Raw genomic sequence first — 25,197 nt, 5'->3', positions numbered from 1 at the left:
CCCGTCCGGCGTTTGAGGACGAGCGCCGTTCAGGCGCGATAGGGGGGTGCAGGGGGCGCAGCCCCCGCCGGGGTCCGAGGGGCGGAGCCCCTCAGGGGGTCTGGGGCGCAGCCCCAGGGCCCGGCACCCTCCGACCCCCTGTACGGGCGGGTGGGTGGGCAAGCCCCCTGGGGGTCTGGGGCGGAGCCCCAGGGCTCAGCCGGGTCAACCCGCTGCACGGGCGGGTGGGTGGGCAAGCGCGCCGGGGTCTGGGGCGGAGCCCCAGGGCCAGGCACCCTCCGGCCCCCTGCACGGGCGGGCGGGTGGGCAACCCCCCCGGAGGCGCCCCCCGCGCCAGATAACGGACCCGTAACGGGTCTAGGCCAAACTTGCAGGCCCGTTCACCCCCCCGCCGCCCCCCAGCCCACCCCCCGAAACCCACCCCCCACAGCGTTACCCCCGTGAGAGTCATCGTCGTAGGAGCCGGCGTGCTGGGAACCCTGCACGCCTGGCACGCAGTGGAACGCGGCCACGAGGTCGTACACATCGAGCGCGAGAGTGAGGCGCGCGGAGCCTCGCTCCGCAACTTCGGCCAGATATGGGTCAGCGGCCGGGCCGGCGGCGAGGAGCTGGCGACCGCGCTGCGGGCCCGCGAGCTGTGGGAGGGGATCGGCGAGCGCGTCCCGGGGCTCGGCTTCCGCCCCAACGGCTCGCTCACCCCCCTGCGCACCGAGCTCGAACGCGCCGTCGCCGAGGCCGCGCTGGCCCGCGAAGACGCCGCGGCCCGCGGCTACAAGCTGGTCACCGCAGGCGAGGCCCGCGCCCTCAACCCCGCCCTGCGCGGGAGCTTCGACGCCGCCCTGTGGTGCGAGCGCGACGCGGCCGTGGAGCCCCGTACCGCCCAACTCGCGCTGAAGCAGGCCCTGTTGGCATCAGGCTCGTACACCTACCTCGGCGGACGCGAGGTGCGCGAGGTCCTGGAGGGCCCCCACGGGGCCGGCGTCCGCGACGACCACGGGGACGTCCACCGCGGCGACGCCGTCGTGCTCTGCACCGGCGCCTGGCTGGGCGGACTCGTGCGCGAACTCGCGCCGCGGTTGCCCGTGCGCCGCGTACGGCTGCAGATGATGCAGACCGCGCCGCTGGGCGAACCGCTCACCACCTCCGTCGCCGACGCCGACAGCTTCCGCTACTACCCGGCGTACGCGAGCGAGGCCCTCGACGCCCTGAACGCGGGGCAGGCCCAGGAACCGGCCGCCGCGGCGCACAGGATGCAGCTGCTCATGGTGCAGCGCGCGGACGGCGGGCTCACCATCGGCGACACGCACGAGTACGAGCACCCCTTCGCCTTCGATGTGCTGGAGGAGCCGTACGAGCACCTGACCCGGGTCGTCGAGTCCTTCCTCGGGCGTCCGCTGCCCCGGATCCAGCGGCGCTGGGCCGGGGTCTACGCCCAGTGCACCGACACCTCGCGCGTCGTGCACCGGCAGCAGGTGCGGGACGGCGTGTGGCTGGTGACCGGACCCGGCGGACGCGGCATGACGTGCTCGCCCGCCATCGCCGAACAGACCGCGAACGAGCTGGGCTGGTAAGGGAGTTGACCTCGATGACAACGTACGGGCTGATCGTGCTCGACATGGCGGGCACCACCGTCGCCGACGGCGGGCTGGTCGAGCGGGCCTTCGGCGCCGCCGCCGACCGCCTCGGCGTCGAGCCGGGCTCCGCCGAGCACGCCACCATGCTCGACCACGTCCGCGCCACCATGGGCGAGTCCAAGATCTCCGTCTTCCGGCACCTCTTCGGTGACGAGGGCAGGGCACGCCGCGCCAACGCCGCCTTCGAGGAGGCGTACGGCGCGCTCGTCGGCGAGGGACTCGTCGCGCCGGTCGAGGGCGCCCGCGAGGCCGTCGAAACGCTCGCCTCGCAGGGGCGGACCGTCGTCCTGTCCACCGGGTTCGCCCGCGTCACCCAGGACGCGATCCTCGACGCCCTCGGCTGGCGGGACCTCGTCCCGCTCACCCTGTGCCCCGCCGACGCGGGCGGCCGGGGCCGCCCCTACCCCGACATGGTGCTCAGCGCCCTCCTGCGGACCGGCGCCGTGGACCGGGTGCACGACATCGCGGTGGCCGGGGACACGACGTACGACATGCTGAGCGGGGTGCGCTCCGGTGCCTCGCTCGTCGCGGGGGTGCTCACCGGGGCCCACGACGAGGAGGCGCTGGCCGGCGCCGGAGCCACCCATGTGCTCGGATCCGTCGCCGAACTGCCGTCTCTGATAGGCGAGTTGGAGCAGGACGCATGAGCGGCGGCGCCCCGCCCGGCGGATCCCGCGGCGGCGTCCGGTTCGACGGCGTCACCGTCGCCTACGACGGAAACGTGGTCCTCGACTCGCTCGACCTCACCGTCGAGCCAGGCGAGGTCATGGCCCTGCTCGGTCCCTCCGGGTCCGGCAAGACCACCGCGCTGCGGGCGGTCGCCGGGTTCGTCCGGCCGGTCCGGGGGCGGGTGCTCATCGGCGAGCGCGACGTGACCGGGCTGCCGCCCCACCGGCGCGGCATCGGCATGGTCGTCCAGCAGTACGCGCTCTTCCCGCACCTGCGGGTCGCGGACAACGTCGCGTTCGGCCTGCGGGCCCACAAGGTGCCCAGGGCCGAGATCCCCGGACGGGTCGCCGAGGCCCTCGCGATGACCGGCATGGAGGGCTTCGCCCGGCGCCATCCGCGCGAGCTGTCCGGCGGCCAGCAGCAGCGCGTCGCCATCGCCCGCGCGCTCGCCATCCGTCCCGGCGTCCTGCTCCTCGACGAGCCGCTCTCCGCGCTCGACGCCCGGCTGCGCTCCGACATGCTGGCCGAACTCGCCCGCCTGCACCGCGAGTTGCCCGACGTCACGATCCTGTACGTCACCCACGACCAGGTCGAGGCGCTCACCCTGGCCGACCGCATCGCCGTGATGGACGCGGCTCGGCTGCGGGACTGCGGCACCCCGCAGGACCTCTACCGGCGACCCCGCACCCCCTTCACCGCCTCGTTCGTCGGCAACGCCAATCTGCTGCCCGTGCGGGTGGGCGACGGCTCGGTCCTGTTCGGCGGCGCCGAGCTCGCGGTCGCCACGGCCGGGGCCGCCCGGGGTGCCACCGCCACCCTGTGCGTACGGCCGCACCTGGTCGGCCTCGGGAGCGGGCCCAACGAACTGCGCGGCACGGTGGCGGAGGTGCAGTGGCGCGGCTCGACGCACCGGGTGTACGTGGAGGTCGCCGGACACCGGGTGAAGGCGGACGTCCGCGAGCTGCGGGTCACCCCCGCCCCGGGCGACGAGGTCGCCCTGCACTTCGCCGCCGAGGACGCGGTGCTGCTGGCCGCGGGGGTGAGCGGTGAATAGAGACGCTGTGCGCAGGGGCGCCGTGGACAGGGGCGCGCCCCTCGCAGCCCTCCCGGACGCAGCCCTCCCGACCCGGGACGCCGCACCGCCCGCGTCCTCCGCACCGCCCGCGGCGCCCGCACCGCCCGAGTCCTCCGCACCGCCCGAGCCGTCCGTCGGGCGTCACGGCGGCGCGGCCCAGGGCGCACGGCGGGAGCGTCAAGTGCCGCGCGCCGTATGGGCGTTGCCCCCCGTCCTCGTCCTCGCCGCCGTCTTCCTCTACCCCCTCGCCCTCGTCGTGCGGCAGTCGGTTTCGCCCGACTCCGGGGGCACCTCCGTCCAGCCCTACGCCGACGTGTTCGCCTCCGCGGCGTTCCGCGACGCGCTCGGCACCACCGTGTGGCTCGCGGCCGGAGCGACCGCGGGATGCCTCGCGCTCGGGTTCGTGCTCGCGCTGGTCATCGCCTTCGTGCCGTTCCCCGGCGGGAAGGCCGTCGCGAAGTTCATCGACGTCTTCCTCTCCTTCCCGTCCTTCCTGATCACGCTCGCCCTACTGTTCGTCTACGGCTCCACCGGCCTGGCCAACGGGCTGTGGACGGACGTCACCGGGGCGGCCGGCGGGCCCTTCCAGTTCCTGACGACGCCCTGGGGCGTCCTGCTCGCGGAGATCACGTACTTCACGCCGTTCGTGATGCGCCCGCTGCTCGCCGCGTTCTCCCAACTGGACACCGCCCAGCTGGAAGTGGCCTCCTCGCTGGGCGCGCGACCGGCCAGGGTCGTGCGGCGGGTGATCCTCCCCGAGGCCCTGCCCGCGCTCGCGGCCGGCGGTTCGCTGGTGCTGGTGATGTGCCTCAACGAGTTCGGCATCGTGCTGTTCACCGGCGCCAAGGGGGTCACCACCCTGCCCATGCTCGTCTACAGCAAGGCGATCCTGGAGTCCGACTATCCGGGCGCCTGTGCCGTCGCCGTCGTCAACGTCGCGATGTCCGTGGGCCTTTACGGCCTCTACCGGGTGGTGAGCCGTCGTGTTGGTGCATAGCCGGACCGCCCGCCGTGCCACCTGGGCCGTCTTCCTCGTCCTGTTCCTGCCCGTCTTCGCCCTGCCGCTCCTCGTCATCGTGGCGGCCTCGTTCGCCACCAGCTGGTCGGGGGCCTTCCCGTCCGGCTTCACCGCCTCCCACTACGGGGCCGCCACCACCGGGGACTCGCTGCGGGCGCTGACCACGAGCCTGGTCACCGCTCTCGTGGCGAGCGTCCTCGCGCTGACCGTCGGCGCGTGGGCGGCGCTCGCCGGGGCCGCCCTGGAGCGGCGCGGACGCCGGCTCATGGACACGCTGTTCGTGCTGCCCGTCGCCGTGCCGTCGGTCGTCGTCGGACTCGCGGTGCTCGTCGCGTTCTCCCGGCCGCCGGTGCTGCTCAACGGGACGCGCTGGATCGTGATCCTGGCCCACACCGTCCTGGTCATGGCCTTCGCCCACCAGTCGGTCTCGGCGGCCGTGCGGCGCCTCGACCCGATGTACGAACAGGCCGCCGCGAGTCTGGGGGCCCGGCCCCTGACCGTGCTGTGGCGGGTGCGGCTGCCGCTGCTGCTCCCGTCCCTGACCGCGGCCGCGGGGCTCTGCTTCGCCCTGTCCATGGGCGAGTTGAGCGCCACGATGATGCTCTACCCGCCGGACTGGACCCCGCTTCCGGTGCAGATCTTCGCGGCCACCGACCGCGGGTCCCTGTTCACCGGCGCGGCCGTCGCCGTGGTGCTCATGGGTACGACGCTGCTCGTCCTGCTCGCCGTCTCCCGCATCCGCACCAGAGCCTCCTTCCGCTGATCCGCAGCACCCCTCGCCCGATCCCCGGCACCCCCTCGCCGCGATCTGCCCCGCCCCGAACCCCAGGAGTCGGACCCTCATGCTCAAGAACACCCTCCCCGCACGGAAGCCGGCCGCCGCCGTCACCGGCGCCCTCGTCCTCGCCGCCGCCCTCACCGGCTGCGGCGGCAACTCGTCGGCCGACGCGAACGCCAGGACCGTCACCGTCTACAGCGCCGACGGCCTCAAGGGCGAGAAGGGCGACGGCTGGTACGACAAGGTCTTCAAGGACTTCGAGACGAAGACCGGCATCAAGGTCGAGTACGTCGAGGGCGGCTCGGGCGAGATGGTGCAGCGCGCCGTCCGCGAGAAGTCCAACACCCAGGCGGACGTGCTGGTCACCCTGCCGCCCTTCATCCAGCAGGCCCAGGGCAAGGGGCTGCTCCAGCGGTACGTACCGGCCGGCGCCGACAAGGTCGACGGGGGCGCCAAGTCGCCCGACGGTGCCTGGACCGCCGTCGTCAACAACTACTTCGGGTTCGTCTACAACAAGAAGGTCCTCAAGGAGGCCCCGAAGAACTGGGACGACCTCCTCGGCCCCCAGTACAAGAACAAGATCCAGTACTCCACGCCGGGCGTCGCGGGCGACGGCACCGCCCTCGTCATCAAGGCGATGCACGACTTCGGCGGCAAGGAGGCCGCGATGGAGTACCTGCACAAGCTCCAGGCCAACAACGTCGGCCCGTCCGCCTCCACCGGCAAGCTCGCGCCCAAGGTCGACAAGGGCGAGCTGCTCGCCGCCAACGGGGACGTCCAGATGAACTTCGCGCAGGCCAAGACCATGCCCAACCTCGGGATCTGGTTCCCCGGCACCGCGAGCGGCACCAAGCCGTCCTCCTTCGGCCTGCCGTACGCGGCCGGCCTGGTCACGGGCGCCCCGCACACCGCCAACGGCAAGAAGCTCCTCGACTTCATGCTGAGCGAGGACGCCCAGAAGGCGGTCAGCGAGATCGGCGGCGGGTTCGCGGCCCGCACCGACATCAAGGCCACCGACGCCAACGCGGTCGCGCTCGCCGGACTGATGCGGGGCGTCGACGTCTTCCAGCCCGACTGGATGGACATCGCCAAGAACCTGCCCGCGTACGTGGACGCCTGGAAGAGCGCCACCAGCAGCTGAGCCGTGTCCGTACCGCGATCGACCGGGTCGAGAACCGGCGGTTCTGACTAGGCTGGGGGCGCCGGCAACGCACAGTGCGGTGCGCCGGCGCCCCAGCTGATAGCTCATCAGCGCGAGAAGACCGCGCAGAACGCAGGAGTCCGCACCCATGGCAGAGCGCAAGCCGATCGAATCCTGGCTCACCGACATGGACGGTGTCCTCATCCACGAGGGCACCCCCATCCCCGGTGCGGACGCGTTCCTCAAGACGCTGAAGGAGTCGGGCCGGCCCTTCCTCGTCCTGACCAACAACTCCATCTACACCCCGCGCGACCTGCACGCCCGCCTGCTGCGGATGGGTCTCGACGTGCCGGTCGACAACATCTGGACCTCGGCCCTCGCCACCGCGAAGTTCCTCGACGACCAGCGGCCCGGCGGCACCGCGTACGTCATCGGCGAGGCGGGCCTGACCACGGCCCTGCACGACATCGGGTACGTCCTGACCGACCACGAGCCGGACTACGTGGTCCTCGGCGAGACCCGTACCTACAGCTTCGAGGCGCTCACCAAGGCGATCCGGCTGATCAACGCCGGGGCCCGCTTCATCTGCACCAACCCGGACGAGACCGGCCCGAGCCAGGAGGGCCCGCTGCCCGCCACCGGCGCGGTCGCCGCCCTGATCACCAAGGCGACCGGCAAGAAGCCGTACTTCGCGGGCAAGCCCAACCCGCTGATGATGCGCACCGGCCTCAACGCGATCGGCGCCCACTCCGAGACCAGCGCCATGATCGGCGACCGGATGGACACCGACGTCCTCGCGGGTCTGGAGGCGGGCATGCAGACCTTCCTGGTCCTGACCGGTCTGACCCGGCCCGCCGACGTCGAGTCCTACCCGTTCCGGCCCTCCAAGATCGTGGACTCGATCGCCGACCTGGTGAAGCTGGTCTGAGCCGTACGGGGGCGGGCGGCTTGGCCCATCCGGCCCAGTCGCCACGCCCTCGGGATGCGGAATGCGGCCCCGCACGTGAATCTCGGTGCAGGAGGTTCACGATGCGCATCCGTCCCATCACATTCTGTGCGGCCGTGGCGGCCGCCACCCTGACCGTGCTGCCCGCGTCCCCCGCGGTGGCCGAGTCCGAGCCGCACGGATCGGTGCGGGTCACCCCCGGCACCACCGCTCCCGGCGCGGAGGTCGACCTGCGGGTCAGCGTGTGCCGCGGCCGTGAGGCGATCGGCACGTCCGACGCGTTCGTCTCCGAGGCCCACTTCAAGCCCGCCGCCGACGGCGGTCTCTACGCCCAGGCCCGCATCCGTTCGGACGCGCAGGACCGGGACTACGACATCTGGGTCAACTGCAAGGACAGCTCGGGCAAGGCCAGCGGCCGCCTCACCGTCGTGCACGGCGGCGACCACCACGATCACGACCACGACCACGGGCGCCCCACTCCGTACCGGCCCGTGCACGCGGGCGGCGGCGGCACGGCGACGCTCGCGGCCCAGGAGGCCGCCGAGGCCAAGGAACAGGGCCCCGGCACCCGGCACGCGGTGATCGGGCTCGGGCTCGCGGCGGTGGCGGCGGTCGCCGTGGCGTCCCGCAGCGTCCGGCGCCGGCGCAACGGCGGCTGACATGTCCTCGGCACGGGGCAGTGGGCGGCTGGTGACCGGCCTCGCCTGGGCCGTGCTGCTGCTCGGCCTGTGGCTGTGGGGCCGGGACGCGACCGGCGGCACCGGCAGCACGTCCGCGCCCACCACCGGTGACATAGCCGCCGTGGGCCGGCCGCTCGGCGTGCCGCTGCCGCCGGCCCACGACCCGCTCAAAGGCGCCGAACCGCGCCGGGTGGAGATCCCGGCCCTGGGCATAGCGGCACCGGTCGTGCCGCGCGGTCTGGACGGTGACGGAGCGGTCGACCCGCCGCCCTACGCCCAGGCCGGCACGGTCGGCTGGTTCGGCGGCGGCAGCCGGCCGGGCGAGGCGGGTACGGCCCTGCTCGTCGGGCACGTGGACACCCGGAGCAAGCCTGCCGTGTTCTACGGCCTGAGCGCGGCCCGTCCCGGCCAGCACGTCGAGGTGACCGGGGCCGACGGCACGGTCGCCGAGTTCACCATCGACGACGTACAGGTCTTCCCCCGCACCCACTTCGACGCGGCGAAGGCGTACGGGCCGCGCCGGCGCGGTCGCGCCGAGCTGCGCCTGATCACCTGCGGCGGCACCTACGACCGCACGACCAAGGCGTACACCGCGAACGTGGTCGTCTCGGCCTATCTGACCGACGCGAGGGACGCGGCCCCTTCGAAGCCGTCGGACCCCTGAGCGCGCCGCGCGGGCGGCCGGCACCGGAGCGCGGACGGCCGCGCGGTACCTGGCCCGGCCGACGGCCCGCTCCCCCCGTAACCGCCGGCCGGGCCGGTCCTCGACCGCCGGCGCGCGGGCTGCGGGAGAAGCCCGGCGCCGCGGGAGGTTCCGGCGGGCATGGTCGTGAGGCGTCCGGGCATGGGGCCGACCCCACCACTCTAGGACCGCCCGGGACCGCGGGCCCAGGTCGAAAAACCGCCAACTCGCCTTGTGCTGCTGAGCAGTTGAGCGCCGACTGCCCGCTCCGCCCGGGACGCCCCACGAAGGCGCGCCGGTACGGGAGTTGGGCCCCGGCCCTGGCCGCGGCGCTGCTCGTCGCGGGGTGCGGCGGATCCGGTGGCGGCGCGGACCCGGGCGCGAGCGGGCGCCCGGACGGCCCCGGCGCGGCGCGGCCGGCGGCCGGGCACGGCCCGTTCTGGGTCGACCCCGACACCAGCGCGGCCCGTCAGCTGGCCGCGTACACCAGAGCGGGGGACCACGCGAAGGCCGCGCTCATCCGGAAGATCGCCGAGCAGCCGGTGGGCGAGTGGATCGCCGGCGGCGACCCCGAGGCCGCCGTGCGCGGCTACACGGGGGCCGCGGCCGGCGCCGGGCGCACGGCGCTGCTCGTCCTCTACAACATCCCGCACCGCGACTGCGGCCAGTTCTCGCGCGGCGGCGCCCCCGACGGCGACGCCTACCGCCGCTGGGTCGAGCAGGTCGCCCGGGGCATCGGCGAGCGCCCCGCCACCGTCGTCCTGGAGCCGGACGCGGTGCTGCACCTGGTCGACGGCTGTACGCCCGAGCCGTTCCACGAGGCGCGGTACGCCCTGTTGAAGGGCGCCGTCGAACGGCTCAAGCGCCAGCCCGCCGTCAAGGTGTACGTGGACGCGGGCAACGCGGGCTGGCGTTCCCCGGACGCCCTGGACGAACCGCTGCGGCGGGCGGGCATCGAGGCCGCCGACGGATTCGCCGTCAACGTGTCCAACTTCCAGACCACGCGGGCGAGCCGGGCCTTCGGCGAGCGGCTCTCGGCCAAGGTCGGCGGCAAGCACTTCGTGATCGACACCAGCCGCAACGGCAACGGCCCCTACACCGGGGGCGACCCGGCCGAGAACTGGTGCAACCCGCCGGGCCGCGCCCTCGGCGAGCGCCCGACGGCGGACACCGGAGGGGGCGCGGTCGACGCGTACGTCTGGGCCAAGCGGCCGGGGGAGTCGGACGGCCCGTGCCGGGGTGGGCCCCCGGCGGGCACCTGGTGGCCCGAATACGCCCTGGCGCTCGCGGACAACTCGCGCTGAGGCGCGGATCCGCCACGGGAAACGACCGAGGCCCCCTCGCTGGGCGAGGGGGCCTCGGTGGTGCGTGCGCCGCCAGGGACTCGAACCCCGGACCCGCTGATTAAGAGTCAGCTGCTCTAACCAACTGAGCTAGCGGCGCCTGCTGACACGGAAAACTTTACCGGACTCCTGAGGGTGGTTTTGACCAGCGCCACGCTGTCAGATGTTCGTTTTATCCGTTTCGTTCCGTCAAAATGCCGCATGTAGGGACAGCTGGGACACCTCTGTCCGGACCGAAACGCGAAAAAAAGACGAGCGGGAGGGGCAGCGGATGGAAGAACCGAAACGAGCGCCGATGGGATCCAGCGCACCGGGGCCGGTGTTCGAGGACTTCGAGCCCAAGGGCGCCTGTGCCTGCCCCGGCTGCGCGGACCGGCGGCGCACCCGGCTGCTCCCGGTGCGCGACGGCGGACACCCCGCGGCCGGCGGCGCCCGGCGCGCGCTGGTGGCGGCCACCGCCGCCTCGGTGGTGCTCGGCGGGGGCGCGGTGGCCGCGGCGGCCCCCGCCCCGCAGGCCGAGGGCCCCGGCACGAACCGGGCCGCCGACCCCGGCCCGCCCACCGAACAGGGCGGCCAGAGCGGGCTGCACGGCGCGCCCGGCCGACCCGCCCAGGGCGCGCCCGCCCACCTGCGGCCCATCACCCGCGCCGAGATCATCAACCGGGCCAAGGCCTGGGTGGCCGCGCCCGTCCCGTACAACATGGACGCGTTCTGGACCGACGGCTACCGGCAGGACTGCTCGGGGTTCGTGTCGATGGCGTGGGACCTCGGCACCAACGAGTGGACCGGCAGCCTGGCCCAGTTCGCGGTGCGGATAACGCGTGACGAGCTCCAGCCCGGCGACATCCTGCTCTTCCACAACCCGAGCAACCCCACCAAGGGTTCGCACGTCGTGATCTTCGGCGGCTGGACCGACCACACCAAGAGCTACTACACGGCCTACGAACAGACCCCGCCCGGCACCCGCAAGCAGGCCACCCCGTACGCGTACTGGAAGAACTCGGCGAACTACGTGCCCTACCGGTACAAGGGCCTGGCCACCGGGACCGGCGGCGGGGAGACCGGCACGGCCACCGACGCGGGTGCCCAGAATCCGTCGGCCGCGTTCCCCGGAGCCTCGATGTTCGGCCCGGGCGCCGACAACGCCCATGTCACCCGGCTCGGACAGATGCTGGTCAAGCGCGGTGGAGCCCGCTTCTACACCGAGGGCCCCGGCCCGCGCTGGGGCTCGGCCGACCTCAACGCCACCCGCGCCTTCCAGCAGGCCCAGGGCTGGACCGGGGCGGACGCCGACGGGATCCCGGGTGCGGCGACCTGGGCGCTGCTCGTCCAGGGCGGCGGCAAGGACATCGCCCCCGCGGCCCCGGCGCCGGCGCCCACCCCGGGGCCGGCGACCGGTCAGGCGGGCACCCCGGCCGGCCTGCCCGCCTACCCCGGCCGCAGTTTCTTCCGGGTGGGCCAGGACAACGCGTACGTCACCCAGCTCGGCCGCCGGCTCGTGGCCAGGGGCTTCGGCCGCTACTACACCTCGGGCCCCGGGCCGCGCTGGGGCGAGGCGGACCGGCGCAACGTCGAGGCGTTCCAGCGGGCCCAGGGCTGGTCGGGTGCCGAGGCCGACGGCTACCCCGGCCCCGAGACCTGGCGGCGGCTCTTCGCATGACGGAGGGAGACACGAGCATGCACCCACCCACCCCACCCGCCCCCCAGGGCGCCGAACCCCCGCGCGGCCCCGCCGCCGCGACGCCCGACACCGGGCGCAGGGTGGCCGTGATCCGCAGTGAGAACACCGCGGAGATCCCCGTCCACCTGCTGTTCCGCGACGACACCGGCCCGAACCCGGTGGTCGCCGCCGTCGGACCGGCGCCGCCGCGCCCGGTGGCCCGTCCGCCCAAGCAGGCCGGTGTGCGCACGGCCGTCGCCGTCCCGGCCAGGCCCGCCACGCCCGTCGACCCGGGGATCTCGGAGCGGCCGGGGCCGATGGTCGCGGGCCCGGTCGCCGTCGCCGTCGGCGTCCTCGCCCTCGCGGGGTGCGGGGCGGTGGCGTGGTGGGCCGGCGCGCTGCCCCGGGCGGTCACCGCGCTGCTGCGCCTTCCGGTCCACGCCTACCACGGCGTACGGCTCGAACAGTGGGGGCTGCTCACGCTGTGCGTCGTCGTCGCGGTGCTCGCGTTCGGCGGGCTCGGTCGCGGCCACGTCGGCCATGCCTGGGTGCTCTCGCTGTTCGGCGACTACCGGGGCAGCGTGCGGCGCACCGGCCTGGTGTGGACGAGCCCGCTGCTGCTGCGCCGCCGGGTCGATCTGCGGCTGCGGCACTGGCGCAGCGAGCCGATGGGCGCGGTGGACGCCAACGGCACCGCGCTCAGGGTCGTGGTCCTGGTGGTGTGGCGGGTGCGCGACACCGCGCGGGCCACCCTCGCCGTCGCCGACCACGAGCGCTACCTGCGCGAACAGGTCGAGGCGGCCATGGCGCGCGTCCTGTCCCAGCTCCCCGCCGACGCCTTCCACGAGGACGCGCCCACCCTGCGCAACGCGGAGGCCGTCGGCGACGCGCTGACCCGCATGCTCAAGGCGGAGGCGGAGCCCGTCGGCATCGAGCTGTACTCGGCGCAGCCGACCCGTATCGAGTACGCCCCCGAGGTCGCGGCGGCGATGCGGCGCCAGCGGGTCGCGGCCATCGACGCCCGGCACCGGGACGCGGTGCTCACCTCGGTGGTCGACGCGGTGGACGACACCGTGCAGCGGCTGACCTCGCGGGGTCTCGTGGAGCTCGACGCGTACGAGCGCAAGGTCCTGGTGAAGGACCTGACGGTGGCGTTCTACACCGGCCGGGGCGCGGGGGAGGGCGCCTGAGGGGCCCCGGGGAATCTGGTGGGGTTCTTGGCCTGGACACGCCCAACTCCCGTCAATAATCTGTTACTTGGTCTAGACCGGAACATGAACAACCGCACGCGTGCAGCTCCATCCCTGAACTCCCCACGTTCTTTCAGGAGTGACAGCATGCGAAAGAAGCAGCGGCTCGGTGCCGTTGTGGTGGGACTCGCCGCGCTCGGCGCGTCCCTGCTCGCGACCGGCAGTGCGAGCAGCCACGGCTACACCGACCAGCCGATCAGCCGCCAGAAGCTCTGCGCCAACGGAACGGTCACCGGGTGCGGTGACATCCAGTGGGAGCCCCAGTCCGTCGAGGGGCCCAAGGGCTTTCCGGCCGGCGGGCCCCCCGACGGCGCGATCTGCGCCGGCGGCAACAGCAGGTTCGCCGAGCTGGACGCGCCGCGCGGCGGCACCGGCTGGCCGACCACAAAACTGACGGGCGGTCAGACCTACACCTTCCGCTGGCAGTTCACCGCCCGCCACGCGACGACCGACTTCCGCTACTACCTCACCAAGCAGGGCTGGAACCCCACGCAGAAGCTCACCCGCGCCGCCCTCGACACCCAGCCCTTCCTGGTGGTCCCGTACGGCGGGAAGCAGCCCCCGGCCACGCTCTCGCACCAGGGGACGATCCCCGCCGGCCGCACCGGGCACCAGATGGTCCTCGCGGTGTGGACGGTCGCGGACACCGGGAACGCCTTCTACGCCTGCTCGGACGTTCAGTTCTGACGGTACGTCAACTACCGTGCGGCGCCATGACGAAGCGTGTGCCGACCGTGTCGGATTACGTACGGCGCCAGTGGAACGACCACCGGACCGGACTGCGGTACGGCGATCTGGAGCTCACCCACCACCAGGTCGCCGCGGGCGCCGCCGCCCGCGCCGCACTCCTCGCCGAGCTGCTGCCCCGAGGTGTCGAGCCGCACCTCGGGGTCCTGCTCGACAACACTCCGGAATTCCCGCTCTGGCTCAGCGCGGCGGCCCTCGCCGGGGCCGCCGTCGCGGGCATCAACCCCACCCGCCGCGGGCCCGAACTGGCCCGCGACATCCTGCACACGGAATGTCGCGTCCTGGTGACCGGGCCCGCCCGCCGTCCCCTGCTCGACGGCCTCGACCTGCCGGGCGTACGGGTCCTGGTCACCGGGACCGAGGAGTACGAGACGCTGCTCGCGCCGTACGCGGGCGCGGAGCCGGGCGAGGCGACGGTCGGGCCGGTCGACCCGTCGAGGCGGCTCCTGCTGTACTTCACCTCCGGCTCCACGGGCGCGCCCAAGGCCGCGATCTGCACCCAGGGGCGGCTCGCGGCGGCGGGCGAGTCCCTGGCCGCGCACTTCCGGCTCGGCCCGGAGGACGTCCACTACATCTGCATGCCGCTCTTCCACGGCAACGCGGTGATCGCCAACTGGGCCCCGGCGCTGGCCACCGGGGCGGCCGTGGCGCTGCGGGACCGGTTCTCGGCCTCGGGCTTCCTCGACGACGTACGGGCCCACGGGGCCACGTACTTCACCTATGTGGGCCGGGCCGTGCAGTACCTCCTCGCCACGCCCGCCCGCCCCGACGACCGGGACCACCGGCTGCGGGCCGGGTTCGGGACCGAGGCGGGGGCCGCCGACGCGGACCGGTTCGCCGAGCGGTTCGGGGTACGGCTCACCGAGGGGTACGGATCCTCCGAGGGCGGGGCCGCCATCCAGCGCACCCCGGGCACCCCGCGGGGCGCGATCGGCAGGGCCGCGCCGGGCGGTGACCTCGCGGTGGTCGACCCGGAGACGGGCCGCGAGTGCGAGCGGGCGCGCTTCGATCCGGCGGGGCGCCTGCTCAACGGCGGCGCCGCGATAGGGGAGTTGGTGAACCGGGCGCCGAACCCCTTCGAGGGCTACTGGCGCAACCCGCCCGCCGACGCGGAGCGCCGCCGGGGCGGGTGGTACTGGACGGGTGACCTCTTCTTCCGCGACGCGGACGGCTTCCTCTACTTCGCGGCGCGTACGGACGACCGGATCCGGGTGGACAGCGAGAACCTGGCGGCCGCCATGATCGAGGACATCCTCGCGCGGTGGGAGTGCGTGACGGGGGTGGCGGTGTACGCCGTCCCCGACCCGGTGACGGGGGACCAGGTGATGGCGGCGCTCTCGCTGCGCGAGGGCGTGTCCTTCGACCCGGCCGCCTTCCTCGAATTCCTCACCTCCCAGCGGGACTTGGGGACCAAGATGGCGCCGCGGTTCGTGCGGGTGGTGGAGCGGTTGCCGGTCACGGCCACCAACAAGGTGCGGCGCGGAGTGCTGCGGGAACAGGGCTTCTGGTCGCCCGGCCCCGTCTGGCACCGGCCCACCCCCACGGCCCCCTACCGCCTCCTGACCCCGCAGGACGTGAGCGCCCTCCGCCCGGGCTGATCCCGGGCACCCGTGTGGACGGAACGGGTGAATTCGGGGCGGGATGCCGCGCGGACCCACCCGGAACCTCAAGGGTGGGGGTGTGAACTGCCGCCTCCTCCTCGCCGCACTGCTGACGGCGACCAGCACCCTCCTGGCCATCCCCACCGCAGGCGCCGCCCCGCCCCCCGGCGCCCACTACCGCGAATACGTCTCCCTCGGCGACTCCTGGTCCGCCGACGTCACCCTGATCGGTATCGATCACACCTACGCCCCCACCGGCTGCGCCCAGAGCACCTGGAACTATCCCAAGCAGGTCGCCGCCAAGCTCGGTGTGCGCACCTTCCGGGACGCCACGTGTGGTGGCGCGACCACCGCCGAGATGACCAGCCCGCAGCACGTCGGCCACGTACCCCTGCTCGCCGCCGGGGTGAACCCGGCCCAGTTCGACCGGCTCACCCCGGACACCGACCTCGTCACCGTCGGCATCGGGGGCAATGACATCGGCCTCGCCGGCGCCGTCGTCGGCTGCGTCAACCCGCTGCCCGGTCCGCTGGCCCGTCCGTGCCGTACCCGGTTCGCGGGGGCCGGTGGCGAGGATCTGATGTCGCAGCGGATCGCCGCGGCCCGGTCGCGGATCACGGCGGTCCTCGACGGGATCCACCGGCGTTCGCCCCGGGCGACCGTCCTGGTGGTCGACTACCTCGCCGGCGTCGGCGCCGAACACGGCTGCTACCCGACGGTGCCGATCCTCGACGAGGACCTCGTCTGGTTCGGCGCCCGGCTCCGGGAGCTGAACGCCATGCTCGCCTCCGCCGCCCGCGACGGCGGGGCCACGTTCGTCGACACGTACCGCGGCAGCGTCGGGCACGACATCTGCGAGCCGCCCGGCAAGCGGTGGGTCGAGGGTCTGCTGCCGCTGTCCACCGACCCGCCCGGACTCGCCGTCCCCTTCCACCCCAACCGCCTCGGCGCCGACCACCAGGCCTCAACGGTGCTGCGCGCGCTGGGTGGTTGACGCTCCCCTCGCCGCGTAGGCAGGCAAGTAACCACGCAGGCACGCACGTACGGACCGCGCACGCCGAAGGGCCGGCATCCCAGGATGGATGACCGGCCCTTCGGCGTGCGCGGCGCGCCCCCGTACCTCTCGTGTCACCTCACCGCCGGCTGCGCGGCGGCCCGGACCGGCCCCGCCTCCGCGGAGTCCTCGTCCTGCGCCGCTGCCGCCGCCCGAGCCGCCTCGGCCGGGCCCCTCAGGAGGCGGGCCGCGACGACCGCCGCGATCAGCAGGAGCAGCGTGCCGCCGGCCGCCGCGTACTGCATGCCGTGCACGAAGGCCTCCTGGGCCACCGTGGCCAGGGCCCGGTCGGCGCCGGCGACGGCCGCGCCCAGGGTTTCGCGGGCGGCCGGCGGAGCCGAGGCCGGCATGTCCGCTCGGTAGACCGCGGTGCCGATCGAGCCCAGCACCGCCATCCCGAGCGCCCCGCCGAACTCCTGCCCCGTCTCCAGGAGCGAGGCCGCCGAACCGGCCTTCTCGGCGGGGGCCGAAGCCAGCGCCATGTCGGAGACCAGCGCCATGACCGTGACGATCCCCATGCCGATGATCGCCGTACCGGCCAGCAGGAGCCAGAGCGAGTCGGTGCCGAGCAGGGCGAGGAGCGCGTATCCGGCGCCGCCCACGAGGAAGCCCGCGGCGATGACGTAGGCCCGGTTCACCTTCTGGGCGATGGCGGTCGCGGCCGGGGCGGCGCCGCCGATGGCGAGCGAGGGGGCGACGCTCCACAGGGCGGCCCGCAGGCTGCTCATGTCGAGCACCGACTGGAGGTACTGGGTGGTGAAGTACGCCGAGCCCATCATGGCGAACGCGGCGATCGTGTTGAGCGAGATCGCGGCGCCGAAGCCGCGGCCGGGCAGGAACAGCGTGCGGCTGATCATCGCGTCGCGCCGGGTGAGCTGACGGCGGACGAAGACGACGCCGAGCACCAGGCCCGCCGCGACACAGGCCGCGCTGGTGGTGGAGAACCCGTTGGCGGCCAGCTCCTTGAGCCCGTACACCATCGGCAGCACCGCACCCATCGACAGGGGCACGCTCAACAGGTCGAACCTGCCGGGCTCCGGGTCCTTGAACTCCGGTACCAGGACGGGCACGAGCACCAGGAGCAGCAGCATCGCGGGCACGTTGATCAGGAACACCGAGCCCCACCACAGGTGCTCCAGCATGATCCCGCTGAGCACGGAACCGAGCGCGATCCCGCCGGCCATGGCGCCGGACCAGATGCCGATGGCCTGCCCGCGCTGCTTGTCGTCGCGGAACATGTTGCGGACCAGGCCCATCGTCGAGGGCATCAGGGTGGCTCCGCCGACGCCGAGCAGGGCCCGCGCGGCGATGAGCATGTCGGCACTGGTGGCGTACGCGGCGGTCACCGAGGCGAGGCCGAAGGCGGCGGCGCCGAACATCAGCAGCCTGCGCCGGCCGATCCGGTCGCCGAGCGAGCCCATCGTGATCAGCAGGCCGGCCAGGGCGAAGGCGTAGACGTCGATGATCCACAGCTGCTGGGTGGCCGACGGGTCGAGCTCGCGGCTGATGGAGGGGAGCGCGAAGTACAGGACGGAGACGTCCATCGAGACGAGGAGGAGGGGCAGCAGGAGGACGACGAAGGCCGTCCATTCCTTGCGCCCTGCGCGGAGTCCGGGCCCGCCGGTGGTGCTCGCTGTGGTGCTCGTCGAGTGCGTCATGGGAAGTAATGTACGAGCGTCTTAAACGGTTGTCTAGTACTTACGTGTAAGACGGCCGTATGGATGTGGGGACGGGTGATCCGGGGAAGGGGAGGGGGCTCGGGCGGGCCGGCGCGGAACCGGCGGCCTGGTGCGGGCGCGCAGGTGCGGGCGGGATGCGCGCGGGCGGGGTGCGCGCGGGCGCACGAAAAAGCCCCCCGCTGCTGCGAGGGGCTTTCTCCGTCTGTGCGCCGCCAGGGACTCGAACCCCGGACCCGCTGATTAAGAGTCAGCTGCTCTAACCAACTGAGCTAGCGGCGCCTGCTGACAGAGAAAATACTACCCGGTCCTCCAGGGTGCTCATGACCATCCGCCGCGGGAGCCCCGGGCCGGGCCTCAGATGGCGAGCGAGAGCGCCATGGGCGCGGCCCCGCGGTTGAGGGTGTCGGCCGCGGCGCGCAGGCGGTGGGCGTGCTCGATCGGCATCGAGAGGGCCAGGCATCCCACCGCCGAGCCCGCGGTCAGCGGAACCGCCGCGCAGACCGTGCCGACCGCGTACTCCTGGAGGTCGAGCACCGGCACGGTGGCGGGCTGGCTGTCGAGCTTGGAGAACAGGACGCGCTCGCTGGTGATCGTCCGCGAGGTGAGCCGGGCGATCTTGTGGCGGGAGAGGTGGTCGCGGCGGCCGTTCTGGTCGAGCTGGGTGAGCAGGCACTTGCCGACCGCGCTCGCGTGCGCCGCGGACTTGAAGTCGACCCACTCGTTGACCTTGGGGGCGCGCGGCCCGTCCGCGTACTGGGTGATCTTGACCTCGCCGTCGATGTAGCGGCTGATGTAGACGGCCGCGCCCACCGAGTCGCGCAGTGACATGAGGGTGTCCTGGAGCTTGGCCTCCAGGGCCTGCTCGCGGGCGGCGCCCGAGCCCAGCAGGACCATCGAGTCGCCGATCGCGTACGCCCCGTCGGCCACCTGCTCGACATAGCCCTCGCGCCGCAGCATGAGGAGCATGGAGGTGAGGTGGGCGGCGGGCAGACCCGCCTCGCGGGCGATCTGGGCGTCGGTCACGCCCCCGCCGTGCCGCGAGATCGCCTCGAGGACCCGCAGGACGTAGTGCACCGAATGGAACGGCGCGGTCGGCTCCGGTTTCAGCGCCACATTGTCCCCCTAGGGCCTGTCCGGCGGAACTCGTCTGGAGCGGAGGTGGCAGGTCTGCCGTTCCACGATAGCCGCCAAGACCCTTTCGTGGTGGGGCTGTTGACGAGATGGGTGGCGCGCTCCAGGGCTCTGTCCTGGGGCGCGCCACCGTGGCATATGCCAGAGGCACGATCGTGCGGGCGCCGAGGCGGCCGGAGCCGGAGGTCAGCGCCGTGCACGGTGGGTGGTCAGGCGATCGCGCCGAGGAACTCCCGGGTGCGTTCGTGTTCGGGAGCGCCGAAGATCTGCTCGGGCGGCCCGGATTCGATGACCTTGCCGGCGTCGAACATCATCACCTCGTCCGAGATGTCCCGGGCGAAGCTCATCTCGTGCGTGACGCAGAGCATCGTGATGTCGGTGCTGCGGGCGATGTCGCGCAGCAGGTCGAGGACGCCGGCGACCAGCTCCGGGTCGAGCGCGGAGGTCACCTCGTCCAGGAGGAGCACCTCGGGCCGCATCGCCAGCGCCCGGGCGATCGCCACCCGCTGCTGCTGTCCGCCGGAGAGCTGGGAGGGCTTGGCGTCGCGCTTCTCGTCGAGGCCCACCAGGTCCAGCAGTTCGCGGGCCCGCACCTCGGCCTCGTCCGCCGAGAGCCCGAGCACCCGGACCGGCGCCTCGGAGATGTTGCGCAGGACGCTCATGTTGGGGAACAGGTTGAACTGCTGGAAGACCATGCCGATCTTCTTGCGGGCCTCTCTGCGTTCCTTCTCGTCCGCGGGGAACAGCCGGTTCCCGTTGACCTGGATGGTCCCCGAATCCGGCGTCTCCAGCGTCATGAGCAGGCGCAGGATGGTGGTCTTTCCCGAACCCGACGGGCCGATCAGGGTGACGTGCTTGCCCTTGCGGGCGGTGAAGCAGAGGTCGTCGAGGACGGTGTTGTCGCCGAAGCGCTTGGTCACGTTCTCGAAGCGGATCAGTTCGGCGCCGCTCTTCTTCTTCACGGGCATCTCGATCTGGGTGTCAGCGGACAAGGCGGCGCTCCAGGGCTCGTACGAACAGCGAAGCCGGATAGGCGATGAGGATGAAGGCGATGCCGACGACGGTCAGCGGCTCGGTGTACTGGAAGGTGCTCGCCCCCGCCAGGCGGGACTGTTGGAGCATCTCCAGGACGCTGATCCCGGCCAGCAGCGGAGTGTCCTTCAGCATGGAGATGACGTAGTTGCCGAGCGCCGGCACGATGCGGCGCACCGCCTGCGGCAGGATCACCGCGAACCAGGTGCGGTGCGCGGGCAGGCTGAGCGCGGTGGCCGCCTCCCACTGGCCCTTCGGCACGGCGTCGATGCCGGCGCGGTAGACCTGGGCGGTGTATGTCGAGTAGTGCAGGCCGATCGCGAGGATGCCAGTGGTCAGCGCGGAGAACTTCACGCCCCACTCCGGCAGCACGAAGAACAGGAAGAACAGCTGCACCAGGAGGGGGGTGGTGCGGATGAACTCCGTGACCAGGTGGACCGGCCAGCGCACGAAGCGCGTCGGTGCCCGGAAGGCGAGCGCCCACACCAGGCCGAGGGTGAAGGAGATGAGCGAGCCGAGCGCGAGGATCTCCAGCGTGGTGAGCACGCCGTCCCAGAAGCGCGGCATGAAGTCCCCGACGGCGGACCAGTCCCAGTTCATTTGGTGCTCACCCCGAGGTTCGCCTTGGTGCGGCGTTCGAGTGCCTTCATGCCGCGGGTGATCGCGAAGGCGAGGACGAAGTAGATGAGGAGCGTGACCGAGTAGATCCGCGCGCTGTCCTGGGTCGCCAGGCGCACCAGGTACGCCGCGAACGACACGTCGCCCACCCCGAGCAGGGACACCAGGGCGGTGCCCTTGAGCAGCTCGACCAGCAGGTTGCAGAACGGCGGGATCATCTCCGGCACCGCCTGCGGCAGCAGGACGAGCCGCACGCGCTGCCAGGGCGTGAAGCTGAGCGCGATGCCCGCCTCGCGCTGGGCGGGGGCCACCGAATTGAGCGCGCCGCGCACGATCTCCGCGCCGTACGCCCCGTAGGACAGGCCGAGGGCGAGGACCGCGGCCCACATCGGCACCAGCTGCCAGCCGGCCAGCGGCGGCAGCACGAAGAACAGCCAGAACATCAGCACCAGGGCCGACGTGCCGCGGAAGACCTCGGTGTACGCGGCCGCCAGGAAGCGCACCAGGCGCGAGCGGTGGGTGCGGGCCAGGCCGACTCCGAAGGCGACGACGGTGGCCAACGCGGCGCAGTAGAGGGTCAGTTGGATGGTGATCCAGATGCCCGGAAGCACCCAGTGCTGCCACAGTCCCGCCGTCATCGGCACAGCTCCTTGGCGGTCAGGGTGGTCATCTCGTCCCGGGTGAAACCGAACGGCTTCATGATCCGGAAGAGTTCACCGCTCTGCTTCATGCGGTGGATCTCGGCGTTGAACGCGTCGCGCAGGGCGCCGTCGGTGGGCCGGAAGGCGAAACCGCCGCCGTCGATCTGCTTCTTCCCGTCGACGACGGGAGAAAAGGCCTGGGCCGCCTCGGCCCGGCCGCTCTTCTTGGCGACCTCGCGCACGGTGAGCGCGGTGCCGGCGAACACGTCGACGCGCCCCGACTCGACCGCGTTCAGGCCCGCCACCTGGTCCTGGAGGATGACGACGCTCTTCTCGGGAAGGCCGGCGGCGGTGGCGTGGCCGATCTGGGCGTAGCCGGTGCCGGTCGAGAACCGCGCCTTGGCACGGACCACGTCCTCGTAGGTGTGCAGGTTCTTCGGGTTGCCCTTGCGGACGATGAACGCGTCGAGCATCTGGTACTCGGGATCCGCGAAGAGGACCTGCGCGCAGCGCTCCTTGTTGATGTACATCCCGGCCGACACCACGTCGAACTGCTGGGAGTTGAGGCCCGGGATCAGGGAGGAGAAGTCGGTGGCCACGGGCTGGACGCGGCCGATGCCCAGCCGCTTGAAGATGACCTTGGCGATCTCCGGGGCCTCGCCGGTGAATTCCCCCTGGTCGTTCACATACCCGTACGGGACTTCACCGGCGATACCGAGCCGCACCGTCCCCCGGGACTTGAGCCGGGCCAGTGCGTCCCCCTCGGGTACGCGGGAGCAGGCGGCCGCGCCGGTGAGGGCGACCGCGGCGGCGCCGGTGAGCAGCGTTCGCCTGGGTATCGAGGGTCTGGGGCCTGAGGTTGCTCGTGCCATGGCGGCGCGGCTACCCGACTTCGATCAGCCCATGCCCTTTATTTTCCGAGCCGGTCCCGGCCCCGTCCGCCGCGCCTACCGGGGCTCGGACGCGGGGAAGGCCGCCGCCGCCCGCAGTACGGCCCGCTCGCCGTAGCGCGCGGCGATCAGCTGGAGCCCGATCGGCAGCCCCTCCGGGTCGGCCCCGACGGGGACCGTGACGGCCGGCTGCTGGGTCAGGTTGAACGGATAGGTGAACGGTGTCCAGCCGGCCCAACGCTGCGGCCCCGAGTCCGCCGGTGCCTCGCGGCCCGCCTCGAACGCGGTGATCGGCAGGGTCGGCGTCGCGAGCAGGTCGTAGCGCTGGTGGAAGCGGGCCATCCGGCGGCCGAGCTCGACCCGGGCCTCCCCGGCGGCCACCAGGTCGATGGCCGAGAGCCGGGCGCCTCGCGCGGCGGTGCGCCGCAGCCCCGGGTCGAGCAACTCCCTTTGTTCCGCGCCCAGTTGCTCGACCAGGCGGGCCGCTCCCGTGTTCCACAGGATGTGGAAGACCCCGATCGGATCGGCGAAGTCGGGATCCGCCTCCTCCACGTACGCGCCGAGCTCCGCGAGCCGGGTCACCGCGCCGCGCACCGCGGCGGCCACCTCGGGACGCACCGCTACCTGGCCCCCGAACGAGGGCGAGTAGGCGATGCGCAGACCCTTGACGCCGGCCGCCGCGTCCTCGGCGAGGGCGGCGGAGTAGGCGTGGGCGGGGGGTTCCAGGGCGGTGGGGTCGCGCGGGTCCGCGCCGCTGATCACATCGAGGAGCAGGGCCGCGTCCGCCGCGTCGCGCGCGATGGGGCCGACGTGCGACAGCGAGCCGAAGGAGCTCGCGGGGTACAGCGGGACCCGGCCGTACGTCGCCTTGAGCCCGAGCACCCCGCAGAACGAGGCCGGTATGCGGATCGAGCCGCCGCCGTCCGTGCCGAGCGAGAGGGGCCCCGCCCCGGCCGCGACCGCCACCGCGCTGCCACCGCTCGATCCGCCCGAGGTGCGCCCGGGGTCGTGGGGGTTGCGGGTGACGCCGGTGCGCGGTGAATCGGTGACGCCCTTCCAGCCGAACTCGGGGGTCGTCGTCTTGCCGACCAGGACCGCGCCGTGCTCGCGGAGCCGGGCGACGGCGGGGGCATCCTCGCTCCAACTCCCCTTGTCCGATGTGGTGTTGGAGCCCTTGTAGGTGGGGCCGCCGGCCTGGAGCAGGGTGTCCTTGACGGACACCGGCACCCCGTCGAGAAGGCCCTGCGGCTCGCCCGTGCGCCAGCGCTTGGTGGCGGCCCGGGCCTGGGCGAGGGCCGGTTCGGTGTCGATGCGGACGAACGCGTTCAGGGTGGGCTGGATCTCCTCGATGCGGGCCAGCACCGCGCGGGTCGCGTCGAGCGGCGAGAAGGTGCCCGCCCGGTATCCGGCCAGTAATTGACGTGCCGTCAGTTTCGTGAGTTCGCTCGGCTCGGTCATGGGGGGTGTCGTACCCAACTTCGTACCGCGTCACGTGGGGCGTCGGCTCCGCCCTGGTTCCTGACCGGCTTCCTAAGCCGCCCCGGGCGGGCCCGGGACGCTTCGGAATAAAACGGAGACCGCCTCCTGTTGGTGACAGGGCGCGCACGGACGGCGCGCGGGTCGTGCCGACGACGGCGGCCCGAGGACGATCTGGAGGCGTGGAGCGGTGGACGTGGACGCGATTCGAGGAACGGCGGCCGGGACCGCCCCCGTACCCCTGTCGGTACTCGACCTGGTGACGGTGGGCAACGGCTACACCGCGAACCGTGCCCTGCGCACCAGTGTGGAGATCGCGCGGCTCGCCGAGAGCCGCGGCTTCCACCGGCACTGGGTCGCCGAGCACCACTCCATGCCGGGCGTCGCCTCGTCCGCGCCCGCGGTGATCCTGGCCCATCTGGCCGCCCACACCTCGCGCATCCGGCTCGGCTCGGGCGGCGTGATGCTGCCCAACCACGCGCCGCTGGTGATCGCCGAGCAGTTCGGCACGCTGGAGGCGATGGCGCCGGGCCGCATCGACCTCGGGCTCGGCCGCGCACCCGGCACGGACGGCGCGACGGCGGCGGCGCTGCGCCGCTCCGACAGGCTCAACGAGGGGGCGGAGGACTTCCCGCAGCAGCTCGCCGAGCTGACCCGGTTCCTCGACGACGACTTCCCCGACGGCCACCCCTACGCCCGCATCCACGCGGTGCCGGGCCCCGTGCAGGGCCCGTCCGCCCGCCCGCCGATCTGGCTGCTCGGCTCCTCCGGCTTCAGCGCCCGTCTCGCCGGCACCCTCGGGCTGCCCTTCGCCTTCGCCCACCACTTCTCGGCGGCGAACACCGTCCCGGCGCTCGACCTGTACCGGGAGTCCTTCCGGCCCTCCGCCGTGCTCGACGCGCCCTACGCCCTGATCGGCGTCTCGGCGCTGGCCGCGGAGGACGCGCGCGAGGCGGGGCGGCAGGCGCTGACCAACGCGCTCTCGATGGTCCGGCTGCGCACGGGGCGGCCCGGGCTCGTGCCGACGCCCGAGGAGGCGGAGGCGTACGCGTTCAGCGCGATGGAGCGGGAGTTCGTCGACAGCTGGCTGGCCAACGTGATCCACGGGACGGCGGAGGAAGTGCGGGTCGGGCTCGACGACCTCCAGAAGCGGACGGGGGCGGACGAGTTGATGCTCACCGCCAACGCGCACAGCCCGCAGGCCCGCCTCCGCTCCTACGCCCTGATCGCCGACGCCTACGGCCTCCCGATCCTCTAGGGGGCTCCGCCCCCGGCCCGGCCAGGGGCGCGGGGTGAGGCCCCCGAGGCCCAGGGCAGGGTTGGGGCCGGAGGTAAAAGGTGGGCTCCCCGGGGCCAGTGGTTCAGTGGGCGGCCCGGGGCGGGATGGCTGGTTCCGGGCGGGGGTCGCGGGGGCGGCAGGGGGCTGACTAGGGCGGCAGAGCGCGAATTGGT

The 25,197-nt window shown here is 73.1% G+C and carries 23 protein-coding genes and 2 tRNA genes; 16 read left to right on the top strand and 9 right to left on the bottom strand.

The features are described from left to right. Positions 1-440: 440 nt before the first annotated feature. The 10 genes from ACGF3I_RS33270 (at position 441) to ACGF3I_RS33225 (ending at position 9,927) form a co-directional block, all read left to right on the top strand. Entirely contained in the window at positions 441-1,571 is a 1,131-nt protein-coding gene (locus tag ACGF3I_RS33270; RefSeq protein ID WP_393138694.1) for a TIGR03364 family FAD-dependent oxidoreductase, read from the top strand. A gap of 14 nt (positions 1,572-1,585) precedes the next feature. Next, positions 1,586-2,281 carry an HAD family hydrolase gene (locus ACGF3I_RS33265; RefSeq protein WP_393138692.1) on the top strand — a complete coding sequence of 232 codons (696 nt, stop codon included), beginning with the start codon at positions 1,586-1,588 and terminating at the stop codon, positions 2,279-2,281. Then, positions 2,278-3,357, top strand: a complete 1,080-nt coding sequence (locus ACGF3I_RS33260; RefSeq protein WP_393138690.1) for an ABC transporter ATP-binding protein — start codon at positions 2,278-2,280, stop codon at positions 3,355-3,357. The genes ACGF3I_RS33265 and ACGF3I_RS33260 overlap by 4 nt, the downstream gene beginning before the upstream one ends. Before the next feature lie 202 nt (positions 3,358-3,559). Continuing rightward, positions 3,560-4,375, top strand: a complete 816-nt coding sequence (locus tag ACGF3I_RS33255; RefSeq protein WP_393138688.1) for a 2-aminoethylphosphonate ABC transporter permease subunit — start codon at positions 3,560-3,562, stop codon at positions 4,373-4,375. After that, positions 4,362-5,159: an ABC transporter permease gene (locus ACGF3I_RS33250; protein ID WP_393138686.1), complete on the top strand. Its 798-nt coding sequence runs from the start codon at positions 4,362-4,364 to the stop codon at positions 5,157-5,159. The genes ACGF3I_RS33255 and ACGF3I_RS33250 overlap by 14 nt, the downstream gene beginning before the upstream one ends. A 79-nt stretch (positions 5,160-5,238) precedes the next feature. Further along, positions 5,239-6,315 carry a 2-aminoethylphosphonate ABC transporter substrate-binding protein gene (locus ACGF3I_RS33245; protein ID WP_393138684.1) on the top strand — a complete coding sequence of 359 codons (1,077 nt, stop codon included), beginning with the start codon at positions 5,239-5,241 and terminating at the stop codon, positions 6,313-6,315. Positions 6,316-6,463: 148 nt separating this feature from the next. Next, the gene (locus tag ACGF3I_RS33240) at positions 6,464-7,243 is read left to right on the top strand and encodes an HAD-IIA family hydrolase (protein ID WP_393138682.1); all 780 of its coding nucleotides are present in this window, start codon (positions 6,464-6,466) and stop codon (positions 7,241-7,243) included. A 101-nt stretch (positions 7,244-7,344) separates the two neighbouring features. Continuing rightward, complete coding sequence (locus ACGF3I_RS33235; protein ID WP_393138680.1) at positions 7,345-7,920, top strand: hypothetical protein; 576 nt, start codon at positions 7,345-7,347, stop codon at positions 7,918-7,920. Between the two features lies 1 nt (position 7,921). Further along, positions 7,922-8,605, top strand: coding sequence for a class F sortase (locus tag ACGF3I_RS33230; protein WP_393138678.1), 684 nt, complete (start codon positions 7,922-7,924; stop codon positions 8,603-8,605). Between the two features lie 338 nt (positions 8,606-8,943). Further along, complete coding sequence (locus ACGF3I_RS33225) at positions 8,944-9,927, top strand: glycoside hydrolase family 6 protein (protein WP_393138702.1); 984 nt, start codon at positions 8,944-8,946, stop codon at positions 9,925-9,927. 65 nt (positions 9,928-9,992) lie between these two features. Here the strand turns inward: ACGF3I_RS33225 and ACGF3I_RS33220 are convergent. Then, positions 9,993-10,066: transfer RNA gene (locus tag ACGF3I_RS33220), tRNA-Lys, on the bottom strand. Positions 10,067-10,261: 195 nt separating this feature from the next. Between ACGF3I_RS33220 and ACGF3I_RS33215 the strand changes: the two genes are divergently transcribed. The 5 genes from ACGF3I_RS33215 to ACGF3I_RS33195 all read left to right on the top strand — a co-directional run bounded on the left by ACGF3I_RS33215 (position 10,262) and on the right by ACGF3I_RS33195 (position 16,218). After that, positions 10,262-11,626, top strand: coding sequence for a peptidoglycan-binding protein (locus tag ACGF3I_RS33215; protein WP_393138676.1), 1,365 nt, complete (start codon positions 10,262-10,264; stop codon positions 11,624-11,626). Positions 11,627-11,643: 17 nt separating this feature from the next. After that, positions 11,644-12,816, top strand: coding sequence for an SPFH domain-containing protein (locus ACGF3I_RS33210; RefSeq protein WP_393138674.1), 1,173 nt, complete (start codon positions 11,644-11,646; stop codon positions 12,814-12,816). 147 nt (positions 12,817-12,963) lie between these two features. Continuing rightward, positions 12,964-13,563, top strand: a complete 600-nt coding sequence (locus ACGF3I_RS33205; RefSeq protein ID WP_393138672.1) for a lytic polysaccharide monooxygenase — start codon at positions 12,964-12,966, stop codon at positions 13,561-13,563. Between the two features lie 26 nt (positions 13,564-13,589). Then, on the top strand, positions 13,590-15,221 hold the full coding sequence (locus ACGF3I_RS33200; RefSeq protein ID WP_393138670.1) for an AMP-binding protein: 1,632 nt from the start codon (positions 13,590-13,592) through the stop codon (positions 15,219-15,221). An 82-nt stretch (positions 15,222-15,303) separates the two neighbouring features. Beyond that, a complete protein-coding gene (locus ACGF3I_RS33195; protein ID WP_393138668.1) occupies positions 15,304-16,218 on the top strand; it encodes an SGNH/GDSL hydrolase family protein in 915 nt (304 codons plus the stop codon). 134 nt (positions 16,219-16,352) lie between these two features. Here ACGF3I_RS33195 and ACGF3I_RS33190 read toward each other — a convergent pair whose 3' ends face one another. The 8 genes from ACGF3I_RS33190 to ACGF3I_RS33155 form a co-directional block, all read right to left on the bottom strand. Next, on the bottom strand, positions 16,353-17,936 hold the full coding sequence (locus ACGF3I_RS33190; protein WP_393138666.1) for an MFS transporter: 1,584 nt from the start codon (positions 17,934-17,936) through the stop codon (positions 16,353-16,355). 226 nt (positions 17,937-18,162) lie between these two features. Continuing rightward, positions 18,163-18,236: transfer RNA gene (locus ACGF3I_RS33185), tRNA-Lys, on the bottom strand. Positions 18,237-18,311: 75 nt separating this feature from the next. Then, complete coding sequence (locus tag ACGF3I_RS33180) at positions 18,312-19,070, bottom strand: IclR family transcriptional regulator (protein WP_393138664.1); 759 nt, start codon at positions 19,068-19,070, stop codon at positions 18,312-18,314. A gap of 227 nt (positions 19,071-19,297) precedes the next feature. Next, positions 19,298-20,056 (bottom strand): amino acid ABC transporter ATP-binding protein, encoded by a 759-nt coding sequence (locus tag ACGF3I_RS33175; protein ID WP_393138700.1) that lies wholly within the window; start codon positions 20,054-20,056, stop codon positions 19,298-19,300. 13 nt (positions 20,057-20,069) lie between these two features. Further along, positions 20,070-20,720, bottom strand: a complete 651-nt coding sequence (ehuD, locus tag ACGF3I_RS33170; RefSeq protein ID WP_393138662.1) for an ectoine/hydroxyectoine ABC transporter permease subunit EhuD — start codon at positions 20,718-20,720, stop codon at positions 20,070-20,072. Then, a complete protein-coding gene (gene ehuC, locus ACGF3I_RS33165; RefSeq protein ID WP_393138660.1) occupies positions 20,717-21,376 on the bottom strand; it encodes an ectoine/hydroxyectoine ABC transporter permease subunit EhuC in 660 nt (219 codons plus the stop codon). Before ehuC ends, ehuD begins: the two co-directional genes overlap by 4 nt. Next, on the bottom strand, positions 21,373-22,251 hold the full coding sequence (gene ehuB / locus ACGF3I_RS33160) for an ectoine/hydroxyectoine ABC transporter substrate-binding protein EhuB (RefSeq protein WP_393138658.1): 879 nt from the start codon (positions 22,249-22,251) through the stop codon (positions 21,373-21,375). Before ehuB ends, ehuC begins: the two co-directional genes overlap by 4 nt. A 75-nt stretch (positions 22,252-22,326) precedes the next feature. Continuing rightward, complete coding sequence (locus tag ACGF3I_RS33155) at positions 22,327-23,727, bottom strand: amidase (RefSeq protein WP_393138656.1); 1,401 nt, start codon at positions 23,725-23,727, stop codon at positions 22,327-22,329. A 190-nt stretch (positions 23,728-23,917) separates the two neighbouring features. Here ACGF3I_RS33155 and ACGF3I_RS33150 point away from each other — a divergent pair, with 190 nt between their 5' ends. Beyond that, on the top strand, positions 23,918-25,003 hold the full coding sequence (locus tag ACGF3I_RS33150) for an LLM class flavin-dependent oxidoreductase (RefSeq protein ID WP_393138698.1): 1,086 nt from the start codon (positions 23,918-23,920) through the stop codon (positions 25,001-25,003). The last annotated feature ends 194 nt before the right edge of the window (positions 25,004-25,197 follow it).

The organism is Streptomyces sp. NPDC048111 (assembly GCF_043202815.1).
In the GTDB taxonomy this organism is placed as follows: Bacteria; Actinomycetota; Actinomycetes; order Streptomycetales; family Streptomycetaceae; genus Streptomyces.
The sequence above is the reverse complement of the archived record's forward strand: the minus strand, read 5'-3'. Positions and strand labels throughout refer to the sequence as shown.

Excerpts from the sequence above, each read along its gene's own strand:
- ACGF3I_RS33265 (WP_393138692.1), top strand. The coding sequence starts at position 1,586 with ATGACAACGTACGGGCTGATCGTGCTCGACATGGCGGGCACCACCGTC.
- ACGF3I_RS33260 (WP_393138690.1), top strand. The coding sequence starts at position 2,278 with ATGAGCGGCGGCGCCCCGCCCGGCGGATCCCGCGGCGGCGTCCGGTTC.
- ACGF3I_RS33245 (WP_393138684.1), top strand. The coding sequence starts at position 5,239 with ATGCTCAAGAACACCCTCCCCGCACGGAAGCCGGCCGCCGCCGTCACC.
- ACGF3I_RS33240 (WP_393138682.1), top strand. The coding sequence starts at position 6,464 with ATGGCAGAGCGCAAGCCGATCGAATCCTGGCTCACCGACATGGACGGT.
- ACGF3I_RS33235 (WP_393138680.1), top strand. The coding sequence starts at position 7,345 with ATGCGCATCCGTCCCATCACATTCTGTGCGGCCGTGGCGGCCGCCACC.
- ACGF3I_RS33230 (WP_393138678.1), top strand. The coding sequence starts at position 7,922 with ATGTCCTCGGCACGGGGCAGTGGGCGGCTGGTGACCGGCCTCGCCTGG.
- ACGF3I_RS33215 (WP_393138676.1), top strand. The coding sequence starts at position 10,262 with ATGGGATCCAGCGCACCGGGGCCGGTGTTCGAGGACTTCGAGCCCAAG.
- ACGF3I_RS33210 (WP_393138674.1), top strand. The coding sequence starts at position 11,644 with ATGCACCCACCCACCCCACCCGCCCCCCAGGGCGCCGAACCCCCGCGC.
- ACGF3I_RS33205 (WP_393138672.1), top strand. The coding sequence starts at position 12,964 with ATGCGAAAGAAGCAGCGGCTCGGTGCCGTTGTGGTGGGACTCGCCGCG.
- ACGF3I_RS33200 (WP_393138670.1), top strand. The coding sequence starts at position 13,590 with ATGACGAAGCGTGTGCCGACCGTGTCGGATTACGTACGGCGCCAGTGG.
- ACGF3I_RS33190 (WP_393138666.1), bottom strand. The coding sequence starts at position 17,936 with ATGACGCACTCGACGAGCACCACAGCGAGCACCACCGGCGGGCCCGGA.
- ACGF3I_RS33175 (WP_393138700.1), bottom strand. The coding sequence starts at position 20,056 with ATGCCCGTGAAGAAGAAGAGCGGCGCCGAACTGATCCGCTTCGAGAAC.
- ehuD (WP_393138662.1), bottom strand. The coding sequence starts at position 20,720 with ATGAACTGGGACTGGTCCGCCGTCGGGGACTTCATGCCGCGCTTCTGG.
- ehuC (WP_393138660.1), bottom strand. The coding sequence starts at position 21,376 with ATGACGGCGGGACTGTGGCAGCACTGGGTGCTTCCGGGCATCTGGATC.
- ehuB (WP_393138658.1), bottom strand. The coding sequence starts at position 22,251 with ATGGCACGAGCAACCTCAGGCCCCAGACCCTCGATACCCAGGCGAACG.
- ACGF3I_RS33155 (WP_393138656.1), bottom strand. The coding sequence starts at position 23,727 with ATGACCGAGCCGAGCGAACTCACGAAACTGACGGCACGTCAATTACTG.